Origin of the sequence: Lentibacillus populi (assembly GCA_014642895.1) — a bacterium.
GTDB lineage: Bacteria > Bacillota > Bacilli > Bacillales > Amphibacillaceae > Lentibacillus_C > Lentibacillus_C populi.
The window spans coordinates 126327-149658 of the sequence record BMJD01000002.1 but is presented as its reverse complement, the minus strand read 5'-3'; the positions used below and the strand labels follow the sequence as shown (position 1 = coordinate 149658).

Genomic DNA, 23332 nt, shown 5'->3' with positions numbered 1-23332 from the left:
CGCCTACTCTGCAACAATTTGGCAAACGGTTAAGCGTTCTTTTTGGATCCAGTCCTTGATAAAAGCAGTTACCTCATCTAATGTAAACGACTGAATTGTTGGTATGAGCTCAAATAGATCGACTCCAACCGTGTAATAATGGATGAATTTGTTGGCTATAAATTCCAGAGAATTCATTGCACGTAATAATTGCCCGATTTTTTTCTTTTTCATCTGGGCAAATTCCTCCGCTGTTAATGTCGCATGATTGGTGCTTAACAGCATCTCTTTCACTTTTCCAGCAAATCGTTCCGGTTCAGAAGTGTTACTGCCAATTAACGAATAACCAAAGTTCTTCTCCAGATTCGTTTCATAATAGAAGCTTGAATCAATCAGTTTTTCTTCATATAGCGTCTGATAAAACGTACCGCCTTTGGAAAAATAATGATCGAGCACCATGCTTTGTAACAGATCCTTCTTAAGAAATTCCTTGCCCTTCAATTCCGCGGTTGATTCCTTAATACCGATTGTGCATTTCGGTATTGATACCGGCATGACAATTTTGTTTTCGGGCATTGATACTTGACCAGGTTCGTCCGGATAATCCCGTTTGATCGCATCCATTTTTGCGAATTCCTTTTTGGCCTGATTTGCTTCAATTAATTGCATCATGTTTTCCGGTTGAAAATTTCCGGCAATAAATAATGTCATATTTTCCGGGTGGTAAAACGTGTTATAACATGTATACAGATCATCTTTTGTAATGGCACTGATCGATTCAACCGTACCAGCAATGTCTATCTTTACGGCATGTTTCTGGAACATACCTTTGATTGTGCCCATGAATGCTTGCCAATCCGGCTGATCATCATACATGTTAATTTCCTGGCCAATAATCCCCTTCTCTTTTTCCACCGATTGTTCAGAAAAATACGGATCCTGAACAAAATCAAGCAATGTTTCCACGTTTTCTTCAATATTTGTTGTGGCAGAAAACAAATAGGCTGTCTTCGTAAACGATGTATAGGCATTGGCCGAGGCACCCTGCTTTCCGAAATCAGCAAAAACATCACGATCTTTCTTTTCAAACATTTTGTGCTCCAAAAAATGGGCAACTCCTTCAGGTACTGTTACCTCTTCATTTTTTCCAAGTGGAACAAAGGTTTGATCAATGGATCCATAATTTGTTGAAAATAACGCATACGTCTTTGCCATCTGTGGCTTCGGTAATAAAAATACCGTCAAGCCATTGGCAAGCTTTTCCGAATAGATCGTTTCTTTGATGTCCTGATAAGTTTGTTTATTCATCTGCATTCCCCCCATTCTTTGTTAATAAGTAGACGGTATCCAATTCCATTTTCTTCGCAACGTTGACAATTTCTTCTTTGGTCACCTGCTTGATCCCGGCAATTAATTCCTCCGGCGACATTTGCTTATTACCAATGACTTGCTGGTAGAGCATTTCGATGATGCCTTGCTGATTGTCCAATGTTTCCAGCAGCTGGTTGACAATCAATCCTTTCGTTTCCTTTACTTCCTTATCCGTAAAGTCACCTTTTTTCATAGCTTCCATTTGCTGTTCGATAATTTCTTTCGCCTGTTCATAGTCTTTCGGGGCAATCCCGCTAAACACCATCAGCAATCCTTTATGACTTTCAAAGCGGGAGGACGCATAATAAGCTAAACTATGCTTTTCCCGGACGTTGATAAATAGTTTGGAACTTGGGAACCCGCCAAATAGTCCATTAAACACCTGCAGCGCAAAATAATCCTCATCACTATACGTGATATTTGTCCGGTAGCCAAGATGCAATTTTGCCTGTTGTACGGCCTGTTTTTCAATGACTGTATCAGGTCTTCCAATCCGCTTTGCAGCTTCCGGCTGGTTCGTTGCCAATTCGGAATCAGCATCACGGTTAATAGATGAGATAAATTTTTCTTTCATGCTATTGCTTTCTACATCACCTGAAACATATATATCCAGCTGATCATGCTGGATCATTGTTTGATAATACTGGTAAAGATTTTCCGGGGTAATGGAGGCAAGATCCTCTTCATACCCATGAACATGCAGCCGGTATATTTCGTCTTTACACATTTCATCAATCAGCCTAGTATTGGCATAGCTCATTTTATCGTCCACAAGTGCATTCATTTTTTGCTTTAACGTTTCTTTTTCCCTGTCTGTAATCGCTTGAGAAAATGCTCCGTTTGCAACGTTCGGATGAAAAATTACTTCATTTAATAATGCTACTGCATTGTCCATTACCGTGGATTCATCAGCGATAAATTTATCATTTGCAACTTCCAGCCGTACACTGATAATATGATTATTCCCCTTCTTTGTACCATCAATGGAAAGAGTAGCACCATACAAATTATCCAGCTGTGTCTCAAGCTCCTTCCTGCTCGGATAAGCTTTTGTTCCCTGCTTTAATACATAAGGAAGCAATGCCCGCATCGTAATCGTATCACGGTCCAATGGTGCTCTGAATTTTGCAACAAAAGCAATTGTTTTATGCTTTTGATGTGGTATGACATGTAAGCGAAACCCATTTTCCCGGAACACCTCTTCAGTAAGTTTATTCATCAGTTTTCCTCCCATTATATGTAGCATGCTGATGTATTCTTTTTTACTATCTCAATTACAGGTTATTCTATTCTGATTATCATTATAGGCTATTTTTGCCAAAAAATAAAAGAACTGACCCTAATTGATCTGGATCAGTTCTTTTATTTATAAAGTCGTATTCATTCAACTAACATTCAGTGACGATGAAGAACTTCCCCACTGATGATTTCACTTTATCGACTACCTTTAATATACGGAACACCATTTGCCTTTGGTGCTTCTGCACGTCCGATAAATCCTGCTAATGCCAGGATGGTTAATACATATGGGGCAATCAGCAAATAGATTTGCGGTACATCTTTAAGGAATGGAACACCAGCACTGATGACACTTAAACTTTGGGCAAAGCCAAAAAATAATGCCGCACCCATTGCTCCGAGCGGATGCCATTTACCAAATATAACAGCCGCAAGAGACATAAATCCTTGTCCAACGATCGTTGAATGAGAAAAATTTAAGGCGATCGTTAAGGCGAAAACAGAACCGCCAAGCCCGCCCATAGCTCCTGATATGATGACAGCAATGTAGCGCATTTTATACACGTTGATGCCATTTGTATCGGCTGCCATTGGATGTTCTCCAACTGCTCGCAAGCGTAATCCAAATGGTGTTTTATAAAGGATATACCAAGCAACAAAAGCTAAAACAATTGCTAAATAAGACGTTAAATACGTATTTTGAAAAAATATTGGACCGATCACAGGAATGTCACCCAACAGCGGGATGTCGGTTGTATAGAATGGCTCCGTTACCATGTCCGTCTGCCCCTTTCCATACCATTGTTTCGTTAGGAAAACACCTAAACCAAGTGCTAAAAAGTTAATGGCTACCCCACTGACAACCTGGTCGGCTCGAAATGATACAGAAGCAACCGCATGGATAATTGAAAAAATACCGGAAACAACCATTGCAACAAGAATGGAAATCCATGGTGTAAAGGCTCCTAAAGCATCAGCGAATGTCAGATTAAAAACAATCGCTACAAAAGCTCCCATTACCATTAGCCCTTCAAGACCAATATTAACGACACCAGATCTCTCACTGAATACACCGCCTAACGCTGTAAAAATAAGGGGTGCAGAAAAGAAGAGTGCAGGTGTAATAATGGATTGCAATAAATCAACGAACCCCATTTATTTCCCCTCCTTTTTAAAGCGAAGCAATAACCAGCGAATAAGATAACTTGATGCAACAAAGAAAATAATTAACGCAATAATAATATCAGCAAGTTCAGATGGTACACCCGCAACGGTAGGCATATTAACAGCCCCTACCTTTAGAACACCGAACAAAAATGCTGCAAGCACGACACCAACAGCGCTATTTGCACCTAATAAGGCAACGGCAATTCCATCAAAACCTAAATTGGTAAAACCGGACATAACGGAAATAGTTCCATATGTTCCAAGACCCTCCATCGCTCCGGCCAGTCCAGCAAAAGCTCCTGAGATCGCCATCGACAAAATAATATTTTTACTGACATTCATGCCTGCATATTTTGATGCGTGCTGATTAAATCCAACTGACTTCAGCTCATAGCCAATTGTTGTCCGATCAATAATAAACCACATCACTAATGCAGCAAATAAGGCAATTAAAATACCGTAATGAAGTCTGGAAAAATACGTTATATTTTGCAGCCAGGCGGATGCAAGTGATGCTGATTCAGGGATTGGTTCAGTTATTTCTGCATTATCGGTTAGAATACTGCGGATAATTTCATTCGTACAATATAATGCGATATAGTTCATCATTATTGTTACAATTACCTCATGGACCCCAAGTTTCGCCTTTAACAATCCGGGAATAAATCCCCATATTCCTCCGGCAACTGCGGCCGCAATAATTGCCAATGGCAAATGAATGTACATAGGGGCATCTACAGAAAGCCCGACCCATATTGCCGCAAGCCAGCCTACAATGACCTGGCCTTCAGCCCCAATGTTGAACAGACTTGACCGGTAAGCAAAGGCAACAGCCAAACCGGTAAGAATATATGGTGTGACTTTCCTTAATGTCTCACCGAAGAAATACAAGTCACCGAATGAGCCTTGCCAAAGTGCTGCATATCCTTCAATCGGATTGTATCCGGAAAAAAGCATAATGATAGCACCGAAAAGCAGCCCTAAAAATACAGAGATAATTGGAACCAATAGATGAAATTTTTTATTGGAAGTCATTATTTGTCACCTGCACTTTCCGTACTGCCTGCCATCAGTAAGCCTAATTCTTGCTCATTAGTTTCTTCTGGTTTTACATTGGCAACAATCCGTCCATCAAACATTACGGCAATACGATCACTTACATCCATAATTTCGTCCAATTCAAAGGAAACGAGTAATACCGCTTTTCCTTTATCTCTTTCTTCAATCAGCTTTCTATGAATAAATTCAATTGCCCCAACATCTAAGCCCCGTGTAGGCTGAGCAGCAATTAATAAATCAGGTGAACGATCGACTTCCCGGCTGATAATTGCTTTTTGCTGATTCCCTCCGGACAATGCTCGGGCTTTTGTATGTTCACTCGGTGTCCGGACATCATATTCTTTAATTAGTTTCGTTGCCTTTTGATAAATCGCTTTAAAATTCAGTACCCCGCCTTTTGAAAAAGGTTTTTGGTAATAGGTTTGCAGTACCATATTTTCGCCGATCGGATAGTCCAAAACAAGTCCATATTTATGTCGGTCTTGCGGTATATGACCAACACCGCTTTCGGTCACTTTTCTCGGTGTCATGTTGGTTATATCCTTGTTATTAAGCTTAATTGTACCTGATTCCGATTTTACCAGACCGGTTATCGCTTCGATTAATTCCGACTGACCATTTCCGTCAACTCCTGCAATCCCGACAATTTCACCAGCGTGTAATTCAAGATTCAAGCCTTTGACCAAGTCTACTTTTCTACTATCTTTAACAAAAAGATTGTCAATTTTAAGCACAACTTCTTTCGGCTCAGCTGCCAATTTATCTGTCTTAAAACTGACATCTCTTCCAACCATTAATGATGCAAGCTCCGTCACGTTTGAATCCTTCACATCAACGGTCGTAATCCCTTTTCCTTTACGTATAACGGTACACCTGTCACACACTTCCATAATTTCCTTTAATTTATGGGTAATCAGAATAATCGATTTGCCCTCTTTGATTAAGGAACGCATAATTTCAATAAGCTCATTAATTTCCTGTGGGGTCAAAACAGCGGTAGGTTCATCAAAAATAAGCACCTCCGCCCCGCGGTATAGCGTCTTTAATATTTCCGCACGCTGCTGCATCCCAACTGAAATATCACTTATTTTCGCAGCAGGATCTACCTTTAAACCGTAACGGTCAGAAAGCTCCTGAACTTCTTTTTCGGCCTTTTTGAGATTAATTTTCCCGCTCTTTTTTGTCGGTTCACTGCCCAAAATAATATTCTGGGTAACGGTAAACGTATCGACCAACATGAAATGCTGATGTACCATTCCGATTCCCAGGTCATTTGCAATGTTGGGATTGGTGATATTAACCTTCTCACCATTAACACGGATTTCCCCTTTTTCCGGCTGGTACAAACCAAACAGCACATTCATTAAGGTAGATTTTCCAGCACCATTTTCACCTAACAACGCATGAATTTCCCCTTTTTTTAATTGTATGGTTATATCATCGTTGGCAACAATTCCAGGGAATTCCTTACGAATATGAAGCATTTCAACAACATAATCACCCACCAAACCTCACCCCTCTAAAAATATACTGGCTGCTAACAAAAGTGAAAAGCGCCCGTTTTAAGGAAGACCGGCTAAAACCAGCACGCCAATAGCCTCCATCGGCATGCCCTGCAGAGTCTCTAGTATGGACTTACTGAACCGATGTTGACTTATATATGGTGACGTGTTTGTCTCCCTTTAACAGTAGCTGGACGTAGCTCAATATGACGTCCTGCTATTCGCAGGCGGAGATAATATATTTCCTGGTAATAAAAATCACCAAATGAAGTGGCTGGAAATAATCACTTCATTTGCGGACTTTAGCTGGATTAAGGTTGAAAAGGCCGGAAAACCCAGCCTTTTTCACCCATAAACTTTTCCTGCTCTTATAACGCATCGACGAATTCTTTTGTCTCTTCGCGTGTTTTTGGCACATCAATTTCACCATTTGCGATTTTTTCTTTCCATTCGTTAACCGCCTCAACAATCTCATCGGTCATTGCTTCTTCATTTGTTGTTGCCACACTTATCGCATCATCTTCCAAACCATACTCAAGGATCTCTCCGCCAGGGAAATCACCGCTCATGGATTTGTTTGCCAAATCCTGTACTGCAATATCAACACGTTTAACCATGGAGGTCAATGTTACGTTATTATCACCGATTTGCCCCTCTTCATGCTGGTCACGGTCAACACCAATCACCCAAATTTCCTTGTCCGGATCATTTTGTTTAATGTCCTTTGCTTGAGCAAATACACCATTTCCTGTTCCACCAGACGAATGATAAATAACATCAATACCATTGTTATACATATTTGTAGCAATTAATTTTCCTTTATCAGCAGCTCCAAAAGATTCAGCATATTGAACATCAATATCGATATCTGGATTTATTGATTTAACTCCAGCGATAAAGCCGGATTCAAACTTATTAATTAATGGAGAGTCAACACCACCAACGAATCCAACCTTATTTGTTTTTGTCTTCATTGCTGCAGCAACCCCTACCAGGAATGAACCTTCATGCTCTTTAAAGGTAACGCTTGCCACATTTGGTTGTTCCACAACATCATCGACAATTGAAAAATGCGTATCCGGATACTGTTTGGCAACCTTGGTAATACCTTCTTTAAGATTAAAACCGATTCCAAAGATTAATTTATAATCCTGCTTCACTAAACGGGTAAGGTTCGGCATGTAATCCGATTGATCATTGGATTGGGCATAATCAATTCCCTTTCCTTTCGCGAGACCATGTTCGTCAGCCCATGCTTGCAAACCTTCCCAGGCTGATTGGTTAAATGATTTGTCATCAACACCGCCAATATCGGTTACCATTGCTGCACTGAAGTCAGCTGCCTCTCCATTATCGACTTTTTCACCTGATTTTTTATCATTGTTTTTATCCCCGCTGTCTGAACTCCCACAGGCAGCCAGTACCATTCCAATAGTTAAAATTAAAGCAAATAACAAGATAAACCTACGACTTTTCAATGCTAATACCCCCTATTTAAAATTTGTCCAAAAAATGAACGACCTGCCATACAACCAATTGCTTACACCGTTAGCAATCACCCCCTTAAACATGTTCACGCTGCTATTTTGAACACACCCTATAAACGTTTCCGTAAAACATAAAAGCTGAATATATCAGAACGAAAATAATTAACGGAATATAATACTGGTTCATCTTCAGCAGTATAATGTACTTGCTTTAACAATAATAGTGATTGCTCCGGATCACAGTTTAAAATGTCATAAATCCGGTCATGGTAACTAATCGGTTCAATATAAGTAACTGCATATGTAATTCGCTTTCCGGCATAGTCTTCCATCAGCTTGAACAAGGAATCCTCTTCATGAACATGATCCAAGGGAATAAGGCCTTCTGGTATTTTGTCAATACAAAATACTACTGGTTCATTGTCCGCGGTTCGTACCCGTTCTATCTTGGCAAGCTTCCGGATTTCTTTAGAGGAAAAGCGAGAGCGGTCGTCCTCTGTCGGTTCAATTGTTTCTGTGGAAATATATTCCGAACCGGGAGTTTTCCCTGCTTGCTTAATCATGTACGTGACACTGTTCAACTGTTCGATTCCGGACGAGTAAATAGGTTTTGGATTAACAAACGTACCAACTCCATGCCGCCGTGTCACTACATTTTCTTCCTCTAGAATTCGGAGAGCCTCACGTAATGTAGCTCGCGATACACCTAATTGTTTTGATAATTGAAACTCGGAAGGGAGCTTTTCTCTTTCCTTATATTTACCGCACTCAATATCACGTTTCACTTCATCTATTACTTGTAAATATAAATGGCGTGAATCCATTTTAATAGACATGATATCCCCCTTTTTGCTAGACTGGCCACAAAACGAAAGCGCCTTCATATGAACAACAATACGTAGATTCTTTCAAGAGATCTGACCTCTGACGTATGACTCTTATATCCGAGAATAAATATACCATTTTTCTGAAAAGAAATAAACAGTTATAGGACAAATTTCTTAAAAATCGCGTCATATTTTTCTCCTTTCTTTTAAATTTAGACAAAAATCGGTAAAACTCGTGAATAAACAGGCAGTATCTACCTGAAATAGGTAATACTGCCTGTAAGGAAACATCATGCAAATCTTTAAGCGTTTGAAAAATGTTCTAGGCAGATAACAAAGTATAAACTTTCTTATCCTGCATAAGTGCAACTAAGGCATTCGCCCAAAGGCTTGGCGAATGCCAAGTTTTCTAAGATAATTTTTCTTCAGAGCCCTGGGAAATTAAAACGGTTCTTGGTTTACTTCCTTCATAAGGTCCGACAATCCCTCGATCTTCCATTGCATCAATCAGCCGGGCAGCTCTCGTATAACCAATACGAAATCTGCGTTGCAGCATGGAAACACTGGCACTTTGCATTTCTGTGATCAGCTGGACAGCTTCATCATATAGTTCGTCATCCACTTCATTGACAACCTCTGCTGTATCCTCTGGTATCATTTCTTCCTGGTAGGATGCTTTTTGCTGTTCAATGCAATGATCCACAACACGCTCTACCTCTTCATCAGACAGGAATGCCCCTTGAACTCTTGTTGGTTTGGAGGCACCAACAGGCGTAAAAAGCATATCACCTCGTCCGAGTAATTTTTCTGCACCACCTGAATCCAATATCGTCCGCGAATCCGTTTGTGATGAGACACTGAATGCAATTCGTGAAGGGATATTCGCCTTGATCACTCCAGTAATGACATCCACAGACGGGCGTTGTGTTGCGATAATCAGGTGAATTCCGGCTGCCCGGGCCATTTGGGCAAGTCTTGTTATCGAATCCTCCACGTCATTGGAGGCAACCATCATTAAATCAGCTAATTCATCGACTAATACGACAATATATGGAAGATTTGGCTGCTGTTCTTCTTCTTCAGCTGATTGATTGTATTTTCGAATGTACTCATTATACCCTTCGATGTTTCTCGTTCCAGTGTCAGAAAAAAGGTCATAACGGCGTTCCATTTCAGCAACTACTTTTTTCAGCGCCCTTGATGCTTTTTTCGGGTCTGTTACAACAGGGGCAAGAAGGTGTGGTATCCCATTATAGACATTTAATTCAACTTTTTTCGGGTCAATCATCATCATTTTTACTTCATGCGGCTTAGCACGCATTAAAATGGTTGTAATAATGCCATTGACGCAAACACTTTTCCCGCTCCCGGTAGCACCAGCTATTAATAAATGCGGCATTTTATTTAATTCACCGACAACTGCTTCTCCGGAAATGTCCCGACCTAAAGCAAATAATAGTTTACTAGTCTGCTTCATGGAGGTATCCAACACTTCTCTCAGAGATACCATTGCCACCTCCTGGTTCGGTACCTCAATCCCGACAGCGGACTTACCGGGGATCGGTGCCTCGATTCGGATATCTTTTGCTGCTAATGCCAATGCGAGGTCATCGTGCAGACCAACAATTTTGCTTACCTTTACACCCGCTTCCGGGTATACCTCATATTTCGTTACAGCAGGACCAACGTGAACTTTGGTTACTCTTGCTTTTACTCCAAAGCTATGAAATGTACGTTCCAATTTTCTTACAGTTGCCTGGATATGTGATTTCTCATGCTGCTGTGAATTATGTGCTGGTTCTGCTAATAAGTCAGGTGATGGCAGTACATATTCATAATTTTCAACCTCGGTCATCGGCATCGCTGCCAGGTCCACATCATCTGTCTCAGCCGGATCATTGTTAACGGGACCATCGCCATTTTCATCATTTGTCTGTGCTGTTTCAAACGAATATTGTACATCGGTAAAATCCTGGATAACAGGTTCATCATCCGTCACCTTATCTTCAGCGATATCATCCGCTTGTAAAACTTGTTCATCCTTCACCCTTTGCCTTTTTTCCCGTGACTCCTGCCAGCGTGTTTTTAGCTTTTGCCACCATGAATCCAGTTTTTTTGCTAACTTTGTGAAAAAATCGCCAATGGAAAACTCGGTCATAAACATAATGCCAACCATAATTGAAAAAACCGCAACAATCTTGGCACCTACAGCAGAAAATAGGAAGTAACAAAAAGCGAAAAGTATAGCACCGACCATGCCACCACCAGTTTGCGCTGCAGTACCGCCACCATTCACATAGAGAAAGAAATTATCCCATGTTGCTTTGATAATCGATGTATCTCCTACATACAATAACAAGCGTTCAAATGTTTGAATATGGGTCAGGAGTAATCCGCCAGACAATATGATGTAAAAACCAATCATTTTTTTTTGGGTAAAATCTGGGATTCGGCGTTTTACCAGCAAAATTACACCGGTAATTAATAGAAAGATAGAAGCGATAAAATACCAGATTCCAAAAAAGAACCGAAAAATATTTTCCAGGAAAGCCGATATGGCACCATCACTTATCGCAGCAGCCCCACTGCCGAAAATAGCGAGAAAGATAAATAATAGGCCTAATAATTCAAATTTCACTTGTTTTTTTAATTGTTTTTTTCGCTTTTTTCTTTTCTTGGCCACTCTTTTCACCTCTATTTGCCAATAATACTAGTTTAAACATTCTCGGGCTAATTAGAAACCCCTGCCATGGTTCTGGCAAGGGTTACCGCAACAAACATCTTGCACCAATATTATAGCATAAATTTGCGAGGGATATTACCAATTATCGTAAAATAGTACCTGGAGTATAGGCAGCATCCATAAAATCTTGCGGGTCTGTGGATAAAAGCTGTAATATTTGATAGGATCCATCATCCAGTTGTTCGACATATAATTGTTTTCCCTGATAGGAAATGCATTGCCGATTGGAAAATTCTTTGTCGGAACATGGAAAGATGTCTGCTTCTGATAATGGTGTATACAGCATTATTGAATCACCTGCTTGTTACTGTCATTATTTTCCTTGATTAAACTGTTTAGTTTTTCCATTGCTTCCTTAACACCACCGACTGCATCAATCAGGCCATATTCAACCGCCTGGGCACCAACTATATTTGTACCGATGTCCCGTGTCAGGTTACCTTTGGCAAACATCAGCTCTTTAAATTTTTCCTCTTTAATATTGGAATGATTGACAACAAAATTAATAACCCGATCCTGCATTTTGTCCATATATTCAAATGTTTGTGGAACACCGATAACCAAACCGGTTAAACGGATCGGGTGAATTGTCATTGTTGCTGTTGGGACTATGAACGAATGTGTTGTTGCCACGGAAATTGGTACCCCGATCGAATGTCCGCCGCCAAGGACGACAGAGACAGTTGGTTTTGATAGGGAAGCAAGCATCTCTGACAATGCAAGCCCAGCTTCAACATCTCCGCCGACCGTATTTAACAGGATAATCAGTCCTTCGATTTTTGGATTTTGTTCGACAGCAATCAGCTGGGGAAGCAGATGCTCATACTTTGTCGTTTTATTTTGCGGTGGTAATTGAACATGTCCTTCAACTTGTCCGATTATCGACAGAACATGAATATTTGAATCTGAGGCTTGAGGAATAGTCGATTGCCCAAGCTGCTGGATTTTTTGAACTAATGACGATTCATTTTGCTGGCCTTCCTGCGTGTCATCTGTTTTCTTTGTTCCATCATTATTCATTTCGCAACACTCCTTTTATTCTGCTTCAGTACTGTCATTAGTATGAACGAAACAGAAGTGTTCCATGCATTACAGAGGCTGGAGGTAAGTAGTTGAAGGTCAGCTTATGATAAATGCTTTTTATATTAAAAAGGTAAATCAGCAAATGCCAATTTACCTTTCAATCAATTCTTTTAATGTTTTTTGTTCCAGTTGTGTAAGTGGAACAAGCGGCAGTCTGACGGGGCCAGCTTCAATCCCCTTCATTTGCAGTGCTGTTTTCACTGGGACTGGTGAAGGTGACATAAATAATCCATTCATGATTGGCAGTACCCGGCGATGGATAGATGCAGCTTTTTTTACATCGCCCTTGTTAAATGCCTGAATCATCTCTCCTATTTCATTGCCAATTATATGTGAGGCAACAGATATAACTCCCGTTGCACCGACTGCCAGCATTGGTAATGTTAATCCATCCTCACCTGAATAAACCGAGAAGTCTTCGTTGGTTTGTTCAACGACTTCTGCAATTTGGTCTAGATCCCCACTTGCTTCTTTAACTGAAACAATATTTTCAATCTCACTTAACCGGATAATCGTTTCAGCACTCATTTTAACAACAGATCGGCCAGGTATATTATAAAGCATGACAGGCAGTTTTGTTGCATTCGCAATATCCTTGAAATGTTCATACAGCCCAGCTTGATTTGGTTTATTATAATATGGTGTTACGAGCATAACTGCATCCACACCACATGCCTCCGCTTCCTTTGTTAAAGCAATGGAAGCGGAGGTATTATTACTGCCTGTACCAGCTATCACCGGTACCCGTTTATCAGCCGCCTTGACTACATGCCGGAACAGGTTTACCTTTTCTTCTGTTGTCAATGTAGGTGATTCCCCAGTCGTACCAGCTACAACCAGCCCTTCTGTTCCGTTATTAAGCAAATAATCGATTAAAACAGTGGTTTGTTGATAATCGACGTTTCCCTTCGAATCAAAAGGAGTTACCATCGCGGTCAGTACGTTCCCAAAATTCATGTCATTACTCCCTTTCTCTTGCACAAAATCACGATAGCCAAATCACATTATCGGTTGTCTTGCCATACTCAATTCAAACGCATCGTGCAAAGCATTTACAGCAGTAGCCAGATCCTTCTCATGGATAAGGACCCAAATTGTCGTGTGGCTGTCCGCTGACTGCAGGATTTGTACATTCTGATTTGTTAAGGCTTGCACGATTTTGGAGGCTACCCCGGGAACCCCTGTCATTCCAGCACCGACTGCAGAAACCTTTGCACATTTCTCCGTTATTTCCGGCTGGAAACCAAGCGTTTTGAGAACACGAACGGCTTTTTTCGTAAATTGCTCTGGAACTGTGTATAACACACCTGTTGGTGAAATATTAATAAAATCAACGGAAATGCCAGACCCGGCCATTGCTTTAAATACTTCGGAATGAAGCCTCATTGCTTCTTCTTTTGTCTGTACCCTGATTTGCGTAATTTTATCCATATGGGCAATTCCGGTAATCAGCCGATCAGGAATATCGCTTCCTAATTCCTGAATTCTTGATGCGGTAACCAATGTCCCTTGATCACTTAAATAGGTTGACCTGACACGCATCGGGATTTTTGCCTGCATAGCAATTTCTACGGCCCGGGGATGAACCACTTTCGCCCCCTGATAGGCCAAATTGCAAATTTCGGTATAGGTAACGACATCCAATGGGCGGGCCGATTTTACGACACGCGGATCTGCTGTCATAATTCCATTAACATCAGTAAAAATTTGTATTTCCTCCGCGTCAAGTGCAGCCCCCAATGCCGCAGCTGTCGTGTCACTTCCACCTCTGCCGATCGTTGTTATCTCGCCTGTTTCTGTTTGTCCTTGAAAACCGGCAACAACAACAACATCGTTTTGCTCAAATTCCTGCAAAATGCGGGTCGGGTTAACCTTCCTTATTTTCGCCTGGTTAAAATCACTGCTTGTTATAAAACCAGCTTGTGCACCAGTAAGGGCAGTTGCTGATATGTGGTGTTTTTGCAATTCATTTGATAGAACAACAGAAGCAATCGTTTCTCCGCATGACATCAATAAATCAAGCTCACGTGCAGAATTATGATTAGCAGGAAAACCAACCAGATCCAAAAGCGTATCGGTCGCATATGGGTCCGGTTTTCTTCCTAATGCAGATACGACAACAACTAATTTTTTATCTTGCCTTAATGCTTCTTTAATATGCCGGATAACATGATTTCTGTTTTCTTTTGTTTGAACAGATGTACCACCAAATTTTTGTATTAATACCTGCATTGTTACACCTCTTGCGTAAAGTCTATTCTTTATAGTAAGTTATTTTTAATTAATCGTTCTGCAATTTGTACTGTATTCCACGCAGCACCCTTCATTAAGTTATCAGAAACAACCCATAAATGGAACCCGTTTGGTTTATCCAAGTCTTTTCTAACCCTGCCGACAAACACATCTTCCTTATCTGATGCACTTAGTGGTGTTGGATATGTTTGTGTACCCGGATCGTCTTCCAATACGATTCCATCCGCGTTCTCTAACACTCTCCATAAATCAGCTACTTCTATATCTTCCTTGTCAACTTCGACATATACACTTTCAGCATGTGATTTAAAGAAAGGTAACCGTACACAAGTAGCTGCAACTGGTAATTCAGGTGCATGCATAATTTTTTTAGTTTCGTTAATCATTTTCATTTCTTCAAACGTATAGCCATTTTCTTGAAATACATCAATTTGTGGCAATGCATTAAAGGCAATTGGATAATGGTTTTGTTCGCCCTTTACCGGTAATATCTCTGCTGTCATTTCCTGATTTTCCATAAATTGTTTTGTTTGCTTTTCAAGTTCCTCACATGCCTGTAAGCCAGACCCGGAAACTGCCTGATAAGTCGAAACGATTATACGACGAAGCCCAAATGCCTGCTGGATTGGCTTTAGCGCAGCAACCATTTGGATTGTCGAGCAATTAGGATTTGCGATAATTCCATTGTGTAATTTCAGATCTGTCTCATTCACCTCTGGAACAACAAGTGGCACATCTTCATCCATCCGAAAGGCACTGGTGTTATCAACGACAACTGTACCATGTTTGACAGCCTCTGGTGCCAATTTTTTGGAAACAGAACCACCTGCCGAAAATAAGGCGATATCTACCTCAGCAAAACTGTCAGGAGTTGCTTCTTCTACGATTATTTCTTTATTATCAAAGAATACCTTTTTACCAGCGGAGCGTTTCGATGATAAAAGTTTTAGCTTATCAACTGGGAACTTCTTATCTTCAAGTATTTTGATGATTTTTTGTCCGACTGCACCTGTTGCACCTACTACTGCTACATTATAAATGGTTTTCCTGGCCATTAAAGCGTTCTCCTTCCATATCCATAAACTCTAGCAATTTATGATTTTCTAAAGAATTATAAAATTTGTTTGCGGTGTATAACTCAACGGCTGGATCAGCCACGTCCAGCTCCAGCGCCCAGCGGCTAGTGTGCAACACCCGCCCCCGTATGATAAGTCAACATCGGTTCGCTTACGAGGAAGGCCGACTAAAAGCAGGCTTGCCGCCCAACGTCGGCATACCCCTGTTGCAGGGGCATGTTTCCTTTATCTCCTGCGGTTCAGTCCAGCACATACGCCGCTAAACGGGCGCTTCCGCTTTTGTTATTTATTCTAACATATTTTCGTGCTCATAAGGTATTATAACAGGTTGAATTTGCTGATAATCAAGTGCTTTTTCCACGGTGGCTGACAAGTAATCCATATTAGCAACGAGCGAATTCGGTTTTTTGAAAGGATCATCCTGGCCGTATGGAATAAAATAAATAAATTTACTTGCCATTAGACGCATTAAATTAACCCCGTTCAGGCCGAGTGCATCATTTGTTGAGATTCCCAATACAACAGGTGACTGATTGCGCATCGTTGCCTTTGCCGCCATTAGTACAGGGCTGTCTGTCAACCCATTTGCGAGCTTACTTAGTGAATTTCCGGTTAACGGGGCAATCACCATACAATCTAACGGGTTAGCAGGTCCCAATGGTTCGGCCTCCGGCATGGTTGTAATCACCTTTTTACCTGTTATGGATTCAATTTTTTCAATATGATCTGCTGCCTTGCCAAACTTCGTGTCCGTTGTTCTTACAGTATATGTTACAATTGGAACAACGTCAGCCTTTTCTTTCATCAATCGTTCCAGTTGTGGAAAAACTTTATCATACGTACAATGGGAAGCTGTAATTCCAAATCCAATACGTTTACCTTCTAATGTCATTACGCTCGCTCCTTTCCATTTTGCAAAAACTGTTTGATTACATCAGCAAGTATTTTCCCTGATGTCTTAGGTGCTACAATTCCCGGCAAACTACGGGAAAGTATTGCCTTTATACCACGCTTTTCAGCATATTCGAAGTCCGTTCCGCCAGGCTTGGAGGCTAGATCAAAAATTAATGCATGTGATGGCAGTTGCTGAATGGAATCTTTTTTTATGACAAACGCGGGGATCGTATTGATTAATAAATCGCATGCTTCTGTATGCTTGGGAAGGTCATCCAATGGGATAGCTGTCAGCCCCATTTCGGTTATCCGAGCAAGATCCTTGATGCTGCGTGCGCAAACAGATACTTTCGCGCCTAATGCCGAAAATTTATTTGCAACCGTATTCCCAACCCTGCCAAAACCAACAACGATTACTCTGGAAGAATGAATCGTATAATCCGTATGTTCAATTGCCATCATGATCGTACCCTCTGCTGTCGGGATAGAGTTGTAAATAGCTACATCGTCTCGATCAAATAGAGCAGTTAATTGCAAATTTAACTCATTTGTTAATGATGTCAGATAATCGTTGGTTATACCGGTAAAAATTAATGTTGATGGACGAAGTTTTTGAAACCAGTCTTTCGTTAGCTTTATTTGCTGATCAGAAAATACCGTTTCAATTTCACCGTTTTGGTTTGTACCGGTAATTGGCAAAACAACAGCATCCAGTTTTTCGGGCTCCAAATCATGAAAATCGACTTGCTTTAAACCAGTGAACCCTTGCTCCAATTTGTCAAAACCAACTAAAAATATCGTTGTATTAGGCATTTGCTGCAATTGACGTATTAGTTCCAGATAGCGTCCATCGCCACCCAATACAGCTATGAATTGATCCATGTAAGTATACACCCCTCACCATGTAATACACGCTAATTTATCACTTTTCTTTATAGTTTATGTGGGTAATGTATCTTAGTGATTCCAAACACAAAAAAAGGCCAGTATCATATAAAAATGACACTAGCCTTACAGCATATTAATTATAGTTTGTTTTTAAAGTAAAAGTATAAAATTTGTAGCTGTGTAAAGTCTTTACCAGGAAAAGCCACGTCCGGCTCCAGCGCCCAGCGGCTAGTGTGCAACACCCGCCTCCGTACGATAAGTCAACATCGGTCGGTGTAAAGGAAGGCCGACTAAAGGCGGACTTTGCGTCCAACTCACGTCTACCCCTTTTGCAGGGGCATGTTTCCTTTATCTCCTGCGGTTCAGTCCAGCACATACGCCGCTAAACGGGCGCTTCCGCCTTTGCTTCAATCCCACTCGACCATAATCATGTCTTCACCGATCTTTTTGATGGAGTCCCAACGGATTTTCGTTTCGGCACCTTCCTTTTTTAACCCAAACCATTTGTAATTGGGAATAATAAACGATTCGATTTGACCGGTATGCTCATTAATTTCCAAATCCGTTTGCCCTAGAACCCCGAGTCTCGCGCCTTGATTAATGTTAACAATCTCTTTACCGCTTATATCCTTATAACGCATGGACAGCACCCCCGTATTGTATTACCAGTATATGATCAAAGTAGTCCAGCTATGCTGGTAAGAATACGAGGGGAAATTTCTAATCCGGCTTCGGTGCGATTAATGCCCTGGCGGTTGATTGCTTAAATACATGCTCAATTACGGCTTGAATGGATTCATGGCTAACTGCATCAATTTCCTGAATCATTTCATCCAGTGACCGGTGCCGATTTAATAATAGTTCATTTTTTCCATTGCGGCTCATCCGGCTGTTCGTACTTTCCAGACCAAGAACGAGGTTGCCTTTTAATTGTTCCTTGCTGTTTTTTAATTCTTTGTCCGTCAAACCGTCCGTAATCAATGTGTCGACTGTTTTCCTGATTGTATCTTGAAGCAATGGCAGTTGCGTTTTACCTGTTCCCGCGTAAATGGTCAATAATCCATTATCCTGGAAGGAAGAGTGATAGGAAAACACAGCATAAGCAAGCCCCTGCTGTTCGCGGACATCCTGAAACAACCTTGAGCTCATACTGCCGCCAAGTACATTATTCATGATGATCAAGCTGTACATGTTTTCATCATCAACAGCTAATCCATCATATCCCAAGCATAAATGTGCCTGCTCCGTTTCCTTGTTTCGTTCAATGCTGCTTGCGATAAAGGTTGGTTTCAGCACTTTGGCACGCTTATATTCAGATTGATAGCTCCCAAAATAATGATCTACCTTCTCTATAAAAGTATTGTTCACATTACCAGCAATCGAAACAACAACATTCTCGGGTGTATACCGTGCTTTTATATAATTTCGCAAGTTTTCCGGTTTAAATGATTTTAAATGCTCCTCTGTTCCTAAAATAGGATAACCGAGAGGATGATCCCCGTAAGAAGCACGTGCCAATAAATCATGAACAATATCATCTGGTGTATCTTCATACATTTTAATTTCTTCCAGCACCACTTTTTTCTCGCGTTCCATTTCTTCTTCATCAAAAGCAGAGTTAAAAAACATATCTGCTAAAATGTCCAGTGCTAATTCTTTATGGGTATCTAATACTTTCGCATAAAAGCAAGTATATTCTTTTGAAGTGAAAGCATTCACTTGCCCGCCAATAGCGTCAAATGCCTCAGCAATATCTTTAGCTGACCGTGTCTTCGTACCTTTAAAAAACATATGCTCTAAAAAATGGGAAATACCATTATTCTGTTCATTCTCATTACGAGATCCAGTTAGCACCCAAATCCCAATTGTTACGGAACGGACTGCTGGAATATTTTCCAATACGATACGCAAGCCATTCTCACTCGTATGCTTCTCTATCAACTTGATGTCCTCCTAATTTCCGTCTTGCTTGTTATCGTTCTTCACTTAATAGTTGATCAACGGTGCCAATTTTATATCCCTTGTCTTTTATGATGGAGATCAATGATTCCAATCCTTTAGTGGTAGATGAGGTGGGGTGCATTAACACCATAGCACCTGGATGAATTTTCGCATTCACCCTATTTACCATAACAGAAACAGCCGGATTCTTCCAATCAATTGTGTCCACTGTCCATAATATGGTTTGCATATCCATATGATCTGCAATTTTTACAACTTGATCATTAAAACTTCCACTGGGTGGGGCAAACCATTTTGGTGTTTTACCGGTGATTGCTTTAAGAATGTCATTTGTTTGTCTGATTTGTTCTGTTATTTCCTGCTCCGACAGATGAGCCATATCCGGATGATTGTATGCATGATTACCAATAACATGGCCTTGTTCAGCAATCATTTTTACAAAATCGCTGTTTTCCTTCGCCCATTTCCCTTCAATGAAAAACGTTGCTTTGACATTATTTTCTTTTAATATAGTAAGAATTGTCGGGATGTATTCCGTCCCCCACGATACATTGATCAGAAAAGCGGTCATTTGCTTCTCCGGATGGCCCCGGTATATCGGAGCGGGGGGTAAATCCGTTAATGAAACCTCAGGCGGGATCTGATCATAAACAAGTAATGTTTTATCGAAGACCCCTTTTTCTTTCATTTGTTTATATGATTTTGCAACATTTACGTTAATACCATTTCTTCCTGGTGTTTTCTTCCAGACTCGATCGATCACTGCATCTTGAGGAGCAATTGAAAATTCAGCGCTTTTTTCTTTTATCTCTTTATATAAAGTGTCTTCACTTTTCGTTACTTGTTCCACTTCATTGGAAAATGTTGTAACATCATTTATTACAAATGGATTATATTCATGATTAAAAGACATGGCCACTATGATGACAAATACACCTATATGGACAATTCGTTTCCAGTACATCCAAATCCCCCCTCAATCATCTATATGAGGGCTATGGACAAGGTATGATAACAGAAGTCAGAAGTCGGAAGCCGGATTACAGATTAGAAGCTGAAACCAATACATTTTCTCATTAAAAAAGAAACTGGTCAGCCAGCTTCTTGTTTGTGCTTCTCAACATTATGATCTTGATTTCTCCTGTTTTTCCCTTTCTTCCTTTAAAACAGCCTTTCGGGAAAGGTTAATTCTGCCGTGATTATCAATTTCCTTTACTTTTACCATAATCTTATCACCGATTGATACAACATCTTCCACTTTGTTCGTGCGTTCCTCGGCTAATTCAGAAATATGCACCAAACCATCCTTGCCTTTGAACAATTCCACAAATGCGCCGAATTTCTCAATTCGTTTTACCGTTCCCAAATACATTTGACCTGCTTCAACCTCACGAACAAGATCTTCAATAATTTGTTTGGCCTGTTCATTCATTTTTGCATCTGTAGAAGAAATAAATACACTTCCATCTTGTTCAATATCAATTTTAACACCGGTTTCATCAATAATTTGATTTATTTGTTTACCACTTGGCCCGATGACATCACGGATTTTGTCCGGATTTATTTTCATTGTCAATATTTTAGGCGCATACTCGGAAAGCTCTTGTTTCGGTTCCTTGATCGTAGCCAGCATCGACGCTAAAATTTGCATCCGGCCTTTTTTAGCCTGTGTCAATGCTTCTTCCAAAATCTCCCTTGACAATCCGTCGATCTTGATATCCATCTGTAATGCTGTTACGCCAGCCGCAGTACCGGCTACTTTAAAGTCCATATCACCTAGTGCATCTTCCATCCCCTGAATATCAGTCAAAATGGTGTAATCGTCCCCAGACTTCACGAGACCCATGGCAATCCCGGCAACCGGTGCTTTAATTGGAACACCTGCATCCATCATTGCTAATGTACTTGCACAAATACTTGCCTGTGAGGTAGACCCATTTGATTCCAAAACCTCTGATACGAGACGAATGGTATACGGGAAAACTTTTTCAGAAGGAACTACTTTCTCTAGCGCCCTTTCTCCTAATGCACCATGACCGATTTCACGACGGCCCGGTCCACGAATTGGTCCTGTTGCCCCAACACTGTATTGCGGGAAGTTATAATGATGCATAAACCGTTTTGACTCTTCCAAATCCAATCCGTCCAGGATCTGTACATCGCCTAATGCACCTAGTGTACAAATACTCAAGGCCTGGGTTTGTCCACGTGTAAACAATCCGGAACCGTGTGTTCTTGGCAGCACACCAATTCTTGATGACAAGGGACGGATTTCATCAATTTTACGGCCATCTGGACGAACCTTTTCTTTGGTAATTAAACGGCGAACTTCTTCCTTTACCATTTTATCGAGGATCGATTTTACTTGTGTGACGACTTCATCGTCTGCTTCATCATATAATGCGGCAATTTCCGCTTTAACTTCATCAATGGCCTGCTCACGAGCATGTTTCTCTTTTACTTGAATTGCAGCTATGAGCTTGTCTTTTGCTTGTTCAGCAACTTTCTCAGACAATGCTTCATCGATTTCAAATAACGTTACTTCCTTCTTTTCAAGCCCTGCCGATTTAACAATTTCTTCTTGAAACGCAACTAATCGTTTAATTTCTTCATGACCAAACATGATTGCTTCAAGCATTACTTCTTCCGGTACTTCCTGTGCACCTGCTTCAACCATATTAATGGCTTCCTTCGTACCTGCAACCGTCAAATCAATGTCACTTTTTTCCTCTTGTTCTATCGTCGGGTTGATAACAAATTTACCATCTATCCGTCCAACTTGAACACCTGCAATCGGCTCTTCAAACGGAATATCGGAAACACTTAGTGCGATTGAAGATCCGATCATTGCGGCAATTTCTGTTGAGCAATCTTGATCAACACTCATAACGGTACTGATTACCTGAACTTCATTTCGAAAACCATCCGGAAAAAGTGGACGAATTGGCCGGTCAATTAAACGCGAAGCAAGGATCGCTTTTTCACTAGGTCTTCCTTCCCGTTTGATAAAGCCCCCGGGTATCTTTCCAACCGCATATAAACGCTCTTCATAATTAACGGTAAGCGGGAAGAACGGTAAATCCTTTGGCTCCCTTGATGCAGTCGCAACCGATAACACCGAGGTGTCACCATAGCGAATCATGCATGCACCATTGGCCTGTTTAGCTAATTCTCCAATTTCAACGATAAATGGTTTACCGGCGATTTCCGTGGAGAATACTTGTTTTTCTTCTGCCATTAGTTTTAATACTCCTTTCAAAAAACATTCTACCTATCATTTTATAGTTAATAAGTGAAAATGTAAATTTTATGTAGTAATAAAGTTACCAAAGTTGGTGTTTTTACTCAATAACTGCAAAAAAAGCAGGATTACTCCTGCTTTTTTTAGCAATTATCGACGTAAGCCAAGCTTTTTAATTAATTCACGATAGCGTGTAACGTCTTTGTTACGCAAATAGTTTAGTAAATTACGGCGTTTACCGACCATTTTCAATAGACCGCGACGTGAATGGTGGTCTTTTTTATGAACGCGCAAATGTTCATTTAATGTAGTGATTTCCTCTGTAAGGACAGCGATTTGTACCTCCGGTGATCCAGTGTCATTTTCATGAACCTTATACTCGGAAATAATTTCGTTTTTACGTTCTTTTGTGATTGCCATCCTGTTCACCTCCTATTTTTTGTTCATATCCCCTGTCCCCTAGCAAACGTCGGAGCTTCGATTTGCCAAGCGAAGGTTTTATCGTTTACAAGAATACATCTTTTCCGTTAAAAATGCAAGTGCAAAAACAAAATTGCAGCT

General features: G+C 40.6%; 20 protein-coding genes. All 20 read right to left on the bottom strand.

All coding sequences use genetic code 11. The annotated features are described in order from the left end of the window. Positions 1–3: 3 nt before the first annotated feature. Complete coding sequence (gene yfmH / locus IEX12_RS02605) at positions 4–1287, bottom strand: EF-P 5-aminopentanol modification-associated protein YfmH (protein ID WP_155554358.1); 1284 nt, start codon at positions 1285–1287, stop codon at positions 4–6. Beyond that, positions 1280–2569, bottom strand: a complete 1290-nt coding sequence (gene yfmF / locus IEX12_RS02600) for an EF-P 5-aminopentanol modification-associated protein YfmF (protein WP_155554359.1) — start codon at positions 2567–2569, stop codon at positions 1280–1282. The genes yfmH and yfmF overlap by 8 nt, the downstream gene beginning before the upstream one ends. Positions 2570–2784: 215 nt before the next feature. Further along, positions 2785–3744 (bottom strand): ABC transporter permease, encoded by a 960-nt coding sequence (locus IEX12_RS02595; RefSeq protein ID WP_102415243.1) that lies wholly within the window; start codon positions 3742–3744, stop codon positions 2785–2787. Beyond that, the gene (locus IEX12_RS02590) at positions 3745–4791 is read right to left on the bottom strand and encodes an ABC transporter permease (protein WP_102415244.1); all 1047 of its coding nucleotides are present in this window, start codon (positions 4789–4791) and stop codon (positions 3745–3747) included. It abuts the gene before it with no gap. Continuing rightward, complete coding sequence (locus IEX12_RS02585) at positions 4791–6299, bottom strand: ABC transporter ATP-binding protein (RefSeq protein ID WP_188724643.1); 1509 nt, start codon at positions 6297–6299, stop codon at positions 4791–4793. The genes IEX12_RS02590 and IEX12_RS02585 overlap by 1 nt, the downstream gene beginning before the upstream one ends. Positions 6300–6685: 386 nt before the next feature. Continuing rightward, the gene (locus IEX12_RS02580; protein ID WP_088050255.1) at positions 6686–7795 is read right to left on the bottom strand and encodes a BMP family lipoprotein; all 1110 of its coding nucleotides are present in this window, start codon (positions 7793–7795) and stop codon (positions 6686–6688) included. A gap of 119 nt (positions 7796–7914) precedes the next feature. Then, a complete protein-coding gene (locus tag IEX12_RS02575) occupies positions 7915–8640 on the bottom strand; it encodes a GntR family transcriptional regulator (RefSeq protein WP_088050254.1) in 726 nt (241 codons plus the stop codon). 400 nt (positions 8641–9040) lie between these two features. Beyond that, positions 9041–11314: an FtsK/SpoIIIE family DNA translocase gene (locus IEX12_RS02570; protein WP_155554360.1), complete on the bottom strand. Its 2274-nt coding sequence runs from the start codon at positions 11312–11314 to the stop codon at positions 9041–9043. A gap of 142 nt (positions 11315–11456) precedes the next feature. Next, positions 11457–11660 (bottom strand): YlzJ-like family protein, encoded by a 204-nt coding sequence (locus IEX12_RS02565; RefSeq protein ID WP_088050252.1) that lies wholly within the window; start codon positions 11658–11660, stop codon positions 11457–11459. Then, positions 11660–12394: a ClpP family protease gene (locus tag IEX12_RS02560; protein ID WP_155554361.1), complete on the bottom strand. Its 735-nt coding sequence runs from the start codon at positions 12392–12394 to the stop codon at positions 11660–11662. The genes IEX12_RS02565 and IEX12_RS02560 overlap by 1 nt, the downstream gene beginning before the upstream one ends. Before the next feature lie 153 nt (positions 12395–12547). After that, complete coding sequence (gene dapA / locus IEX12_RS02555) at positions 12548–13414, bottom strand: 4-hydroxy-tetrahydrodipicolinate synthase (RefSeq protein WP_088050250.1); 867 nt, start codon at positions 13412–13414, stop codon at positions 12548–12550. A gap of 42 nt (positions 13415–13456) precedes the next feature. Further along, entirely contained in the window at positions 13457–14689 is a 1233-nt protein-coding gene (gene dapG / locus IEX12_RS02550) for an aspartate kinase (protein WP_088050249.1), read from the bottom strand. Between the two features lie 29 nt (positions 14690–14718). Beyond that, a complete protein-coding gene (asd, locus tag IEX12_RS02545) occupies positions 14719–15765 on the bottom strand; it encodes an aspartate-semialdehyde dehydrogenase (RefSeq protein ID WP_088050248.1) in 1047 nt (348 codons plus the stop codon). A gap of 307 nt (positions 15766–16072) precedes the next feature. Next, positions 16073–16678: a dipicolinate synthase subunit B gene (gene dpaB, locus IEX12_RS02540; RefSeq protein ID WP_088050247.1), complete on the bottom strand. Its 606-nt coding sequence runs from the start codon at positions 16676–16678 to the stop codon at positions 16073–16075. Continuing rightward, positions 16678–17562 carry a dipicolinic acid synthetase subunit A gene (dpaA, locus tag IEX12_RS02535; protein ID WP_088050246.1) on the bottom strand — a complete coding sequence of 295 codons (885 nt, stop codon included), beginning with the start codon at positions 17560–17562 and terminating at the stop codon, positions 16678–16680. Before dpaA ends, dpaB begins: the two co-directional genes overlap by 1 nt. Positions 17563–17975: 413 nt before the next feature. Further along, complete coding sequence (locus tag IEX12_RS02530) at positions 17976–18209, bottom strand: YlmC/YmxH family sporulation protein (protein WP_088050245.1); 234 nt, start codon at positions 18207–18209, stop codon at positions 17976–17978. A 79-nt stretch (positions 18210–18288) separates the two neighbouring features. After that, positions 18289–19509: a M16 family metallopeptidase gene (locus IEX12_RS02525; RefSeq protein WP_088050244.1), complete on the bottom strand. Its 1221-nt coding sequence runs from the start codon at positions 19507–19509 to the stop codon at positions 18289–18291. Positions 19510–19540: 31 nt separating this feature from the next. Then, positions 19541–20494, bottom strand: a complete 954-nt coding sequence (locus IEX12_RS02520) for a polysaccharide deacetylase family protein (RefSeq protein WP_088050243.1) — start codon at positions 20492–20494, stop codon at positions 19541–19543. A gap of 159 nt (positions 20495–20653) precedes the next feature. Next, positions 20654–22768, bottom strand: a complete 2115-nt coding sequence (locus tag IEX12_RS02515; protein WP_188724613.1) for a polyribonucleotide nucleotidyltransferase — start codon at positions 22766–22768, stop codon at positions 20654–20656. A 153-nt stretch (positions 22769–22921) separates the two neighbouring features. Continuing rightward, positions 22922–23191, bottom strand: a complete 270-nt coding sequence (rpsO, locus tag IEX12_RS02510) for a 30S ribosomal protein S15 (protein ID WP_088050241.1) — start codon at positions 23189–23191, stop codon at positions 22922–22924. Positions 23192–23332: the final 141 nt, after the last annotated feature.

Coding starts and splice junctions, on each gene's coding strand:
- IEX12_RS02575 (WP_088050254.1), bottom strand. CDS start 8,640: ATGTCTATTAAAATGGATTCACGCCATTTATATTTACAAGTAATAGAT.
- asd (WP_088050248.1), bottom strand. CDS start 15,765: ATGGCCAGGAAAACCATTTATAATGTAGCAGTAGTAGGTGCAACAGGT.
- IEX12_RS02590 (WP_102415244.1), bottom strand. CDS start 4,791: ATGACTTCCAATAAAAAATTTCATCTATTGGTTCCAATTATCTCTGTA.
- rpsO (WP_088050241.1), bottom strand. CDS start 23,191: ATGGCAATCACAAAAGAACGTAAAAACGAAATTATTTCCGAGTATAAG.
- dapA (WP_088050250.1), bottom strand. CDS start 13,414: ATGAATTTTGGGAACGTACTGACCGCGATGGTAACTCCTTTTGATTCG.
- dpaA (WP_088050246.1), bottom strand. CDS start 17,562: ATGGATCAATTCATAGCTGTATTGGGTGGCGATGGACGCTATCTGGAA.
- yfmH (WP_155554358.1), bottom strand. CDS start 1,287: ATGAATAAACAAACTTATCAGGACATCAAAGAAACGATCTATTCGGAA.
- dapG (WP_088050249.1), bottom strand. CDS start 14,689: ATGCAGGTATTAATACAAAAATTTGGTGGTACATCTGTTCAAACAAAA.
- IEX12_RS02520 (WP_088050243.1), bottom strand. CDS start 20,494: ATGTACTGGAAACGAATTGTCCATATAGGTGTATTTGTCATCATAGTG.
- IEX12_RS02515 (WP_188724613.1), bottom strand. CDS start 22,768: ATGGCAGAAGAAAAACAAGTATTCTCCACGGAAATCGCCGGTAAACCA.
- IEX12_RS02560 (WP_155554361.1), bottom strand. CDS start 12,394: ATGAATAATGATGGAACAAAGAAAACAGATGACACGCAGGAAGGCCAG.
- IEX12_RS02530 (WP_088050245.1), bottom strand. CDS start 18,209: ATGCGTTATAAGGATATAAGCGGTAAAGAGATTGTTAACATTAATCAA.
- dpaB (WP_088050247.1), bottom strand. CDS start 16,678: ATGACATTAGAAGGTAAACGTATTGGATTTGGAATTACAGCTTCCCAT.
- IEX12_RS02585 (WP_188724643.1), bottom strand. CDS start 6,299: ATGCTTCATATTCGTAAGGAATTCCCTGGAATTGTTGCCAACGATGAT.
- IEX12_RS02595 (WP_102415243.1), bottom strand. CDS start 3,744: ATGGGGTTCGTTGATTTATTGCAATCCATTATTACACCTGCACTCTTC.
- yfmF (WP_155554359.1), bottom strand. CDS start 2,569: ATGAATAAACTTACTGAAGAGGTGTTCCGGGAAAATGGGTTTCGCTTA.
- IEX12_RS02565 (WP_088050252.1), bottom strand. CDS start 11,660: ATGCTGTATACACCATTATCAGAAGCAGACATCTTTCCATGTTCCGAC.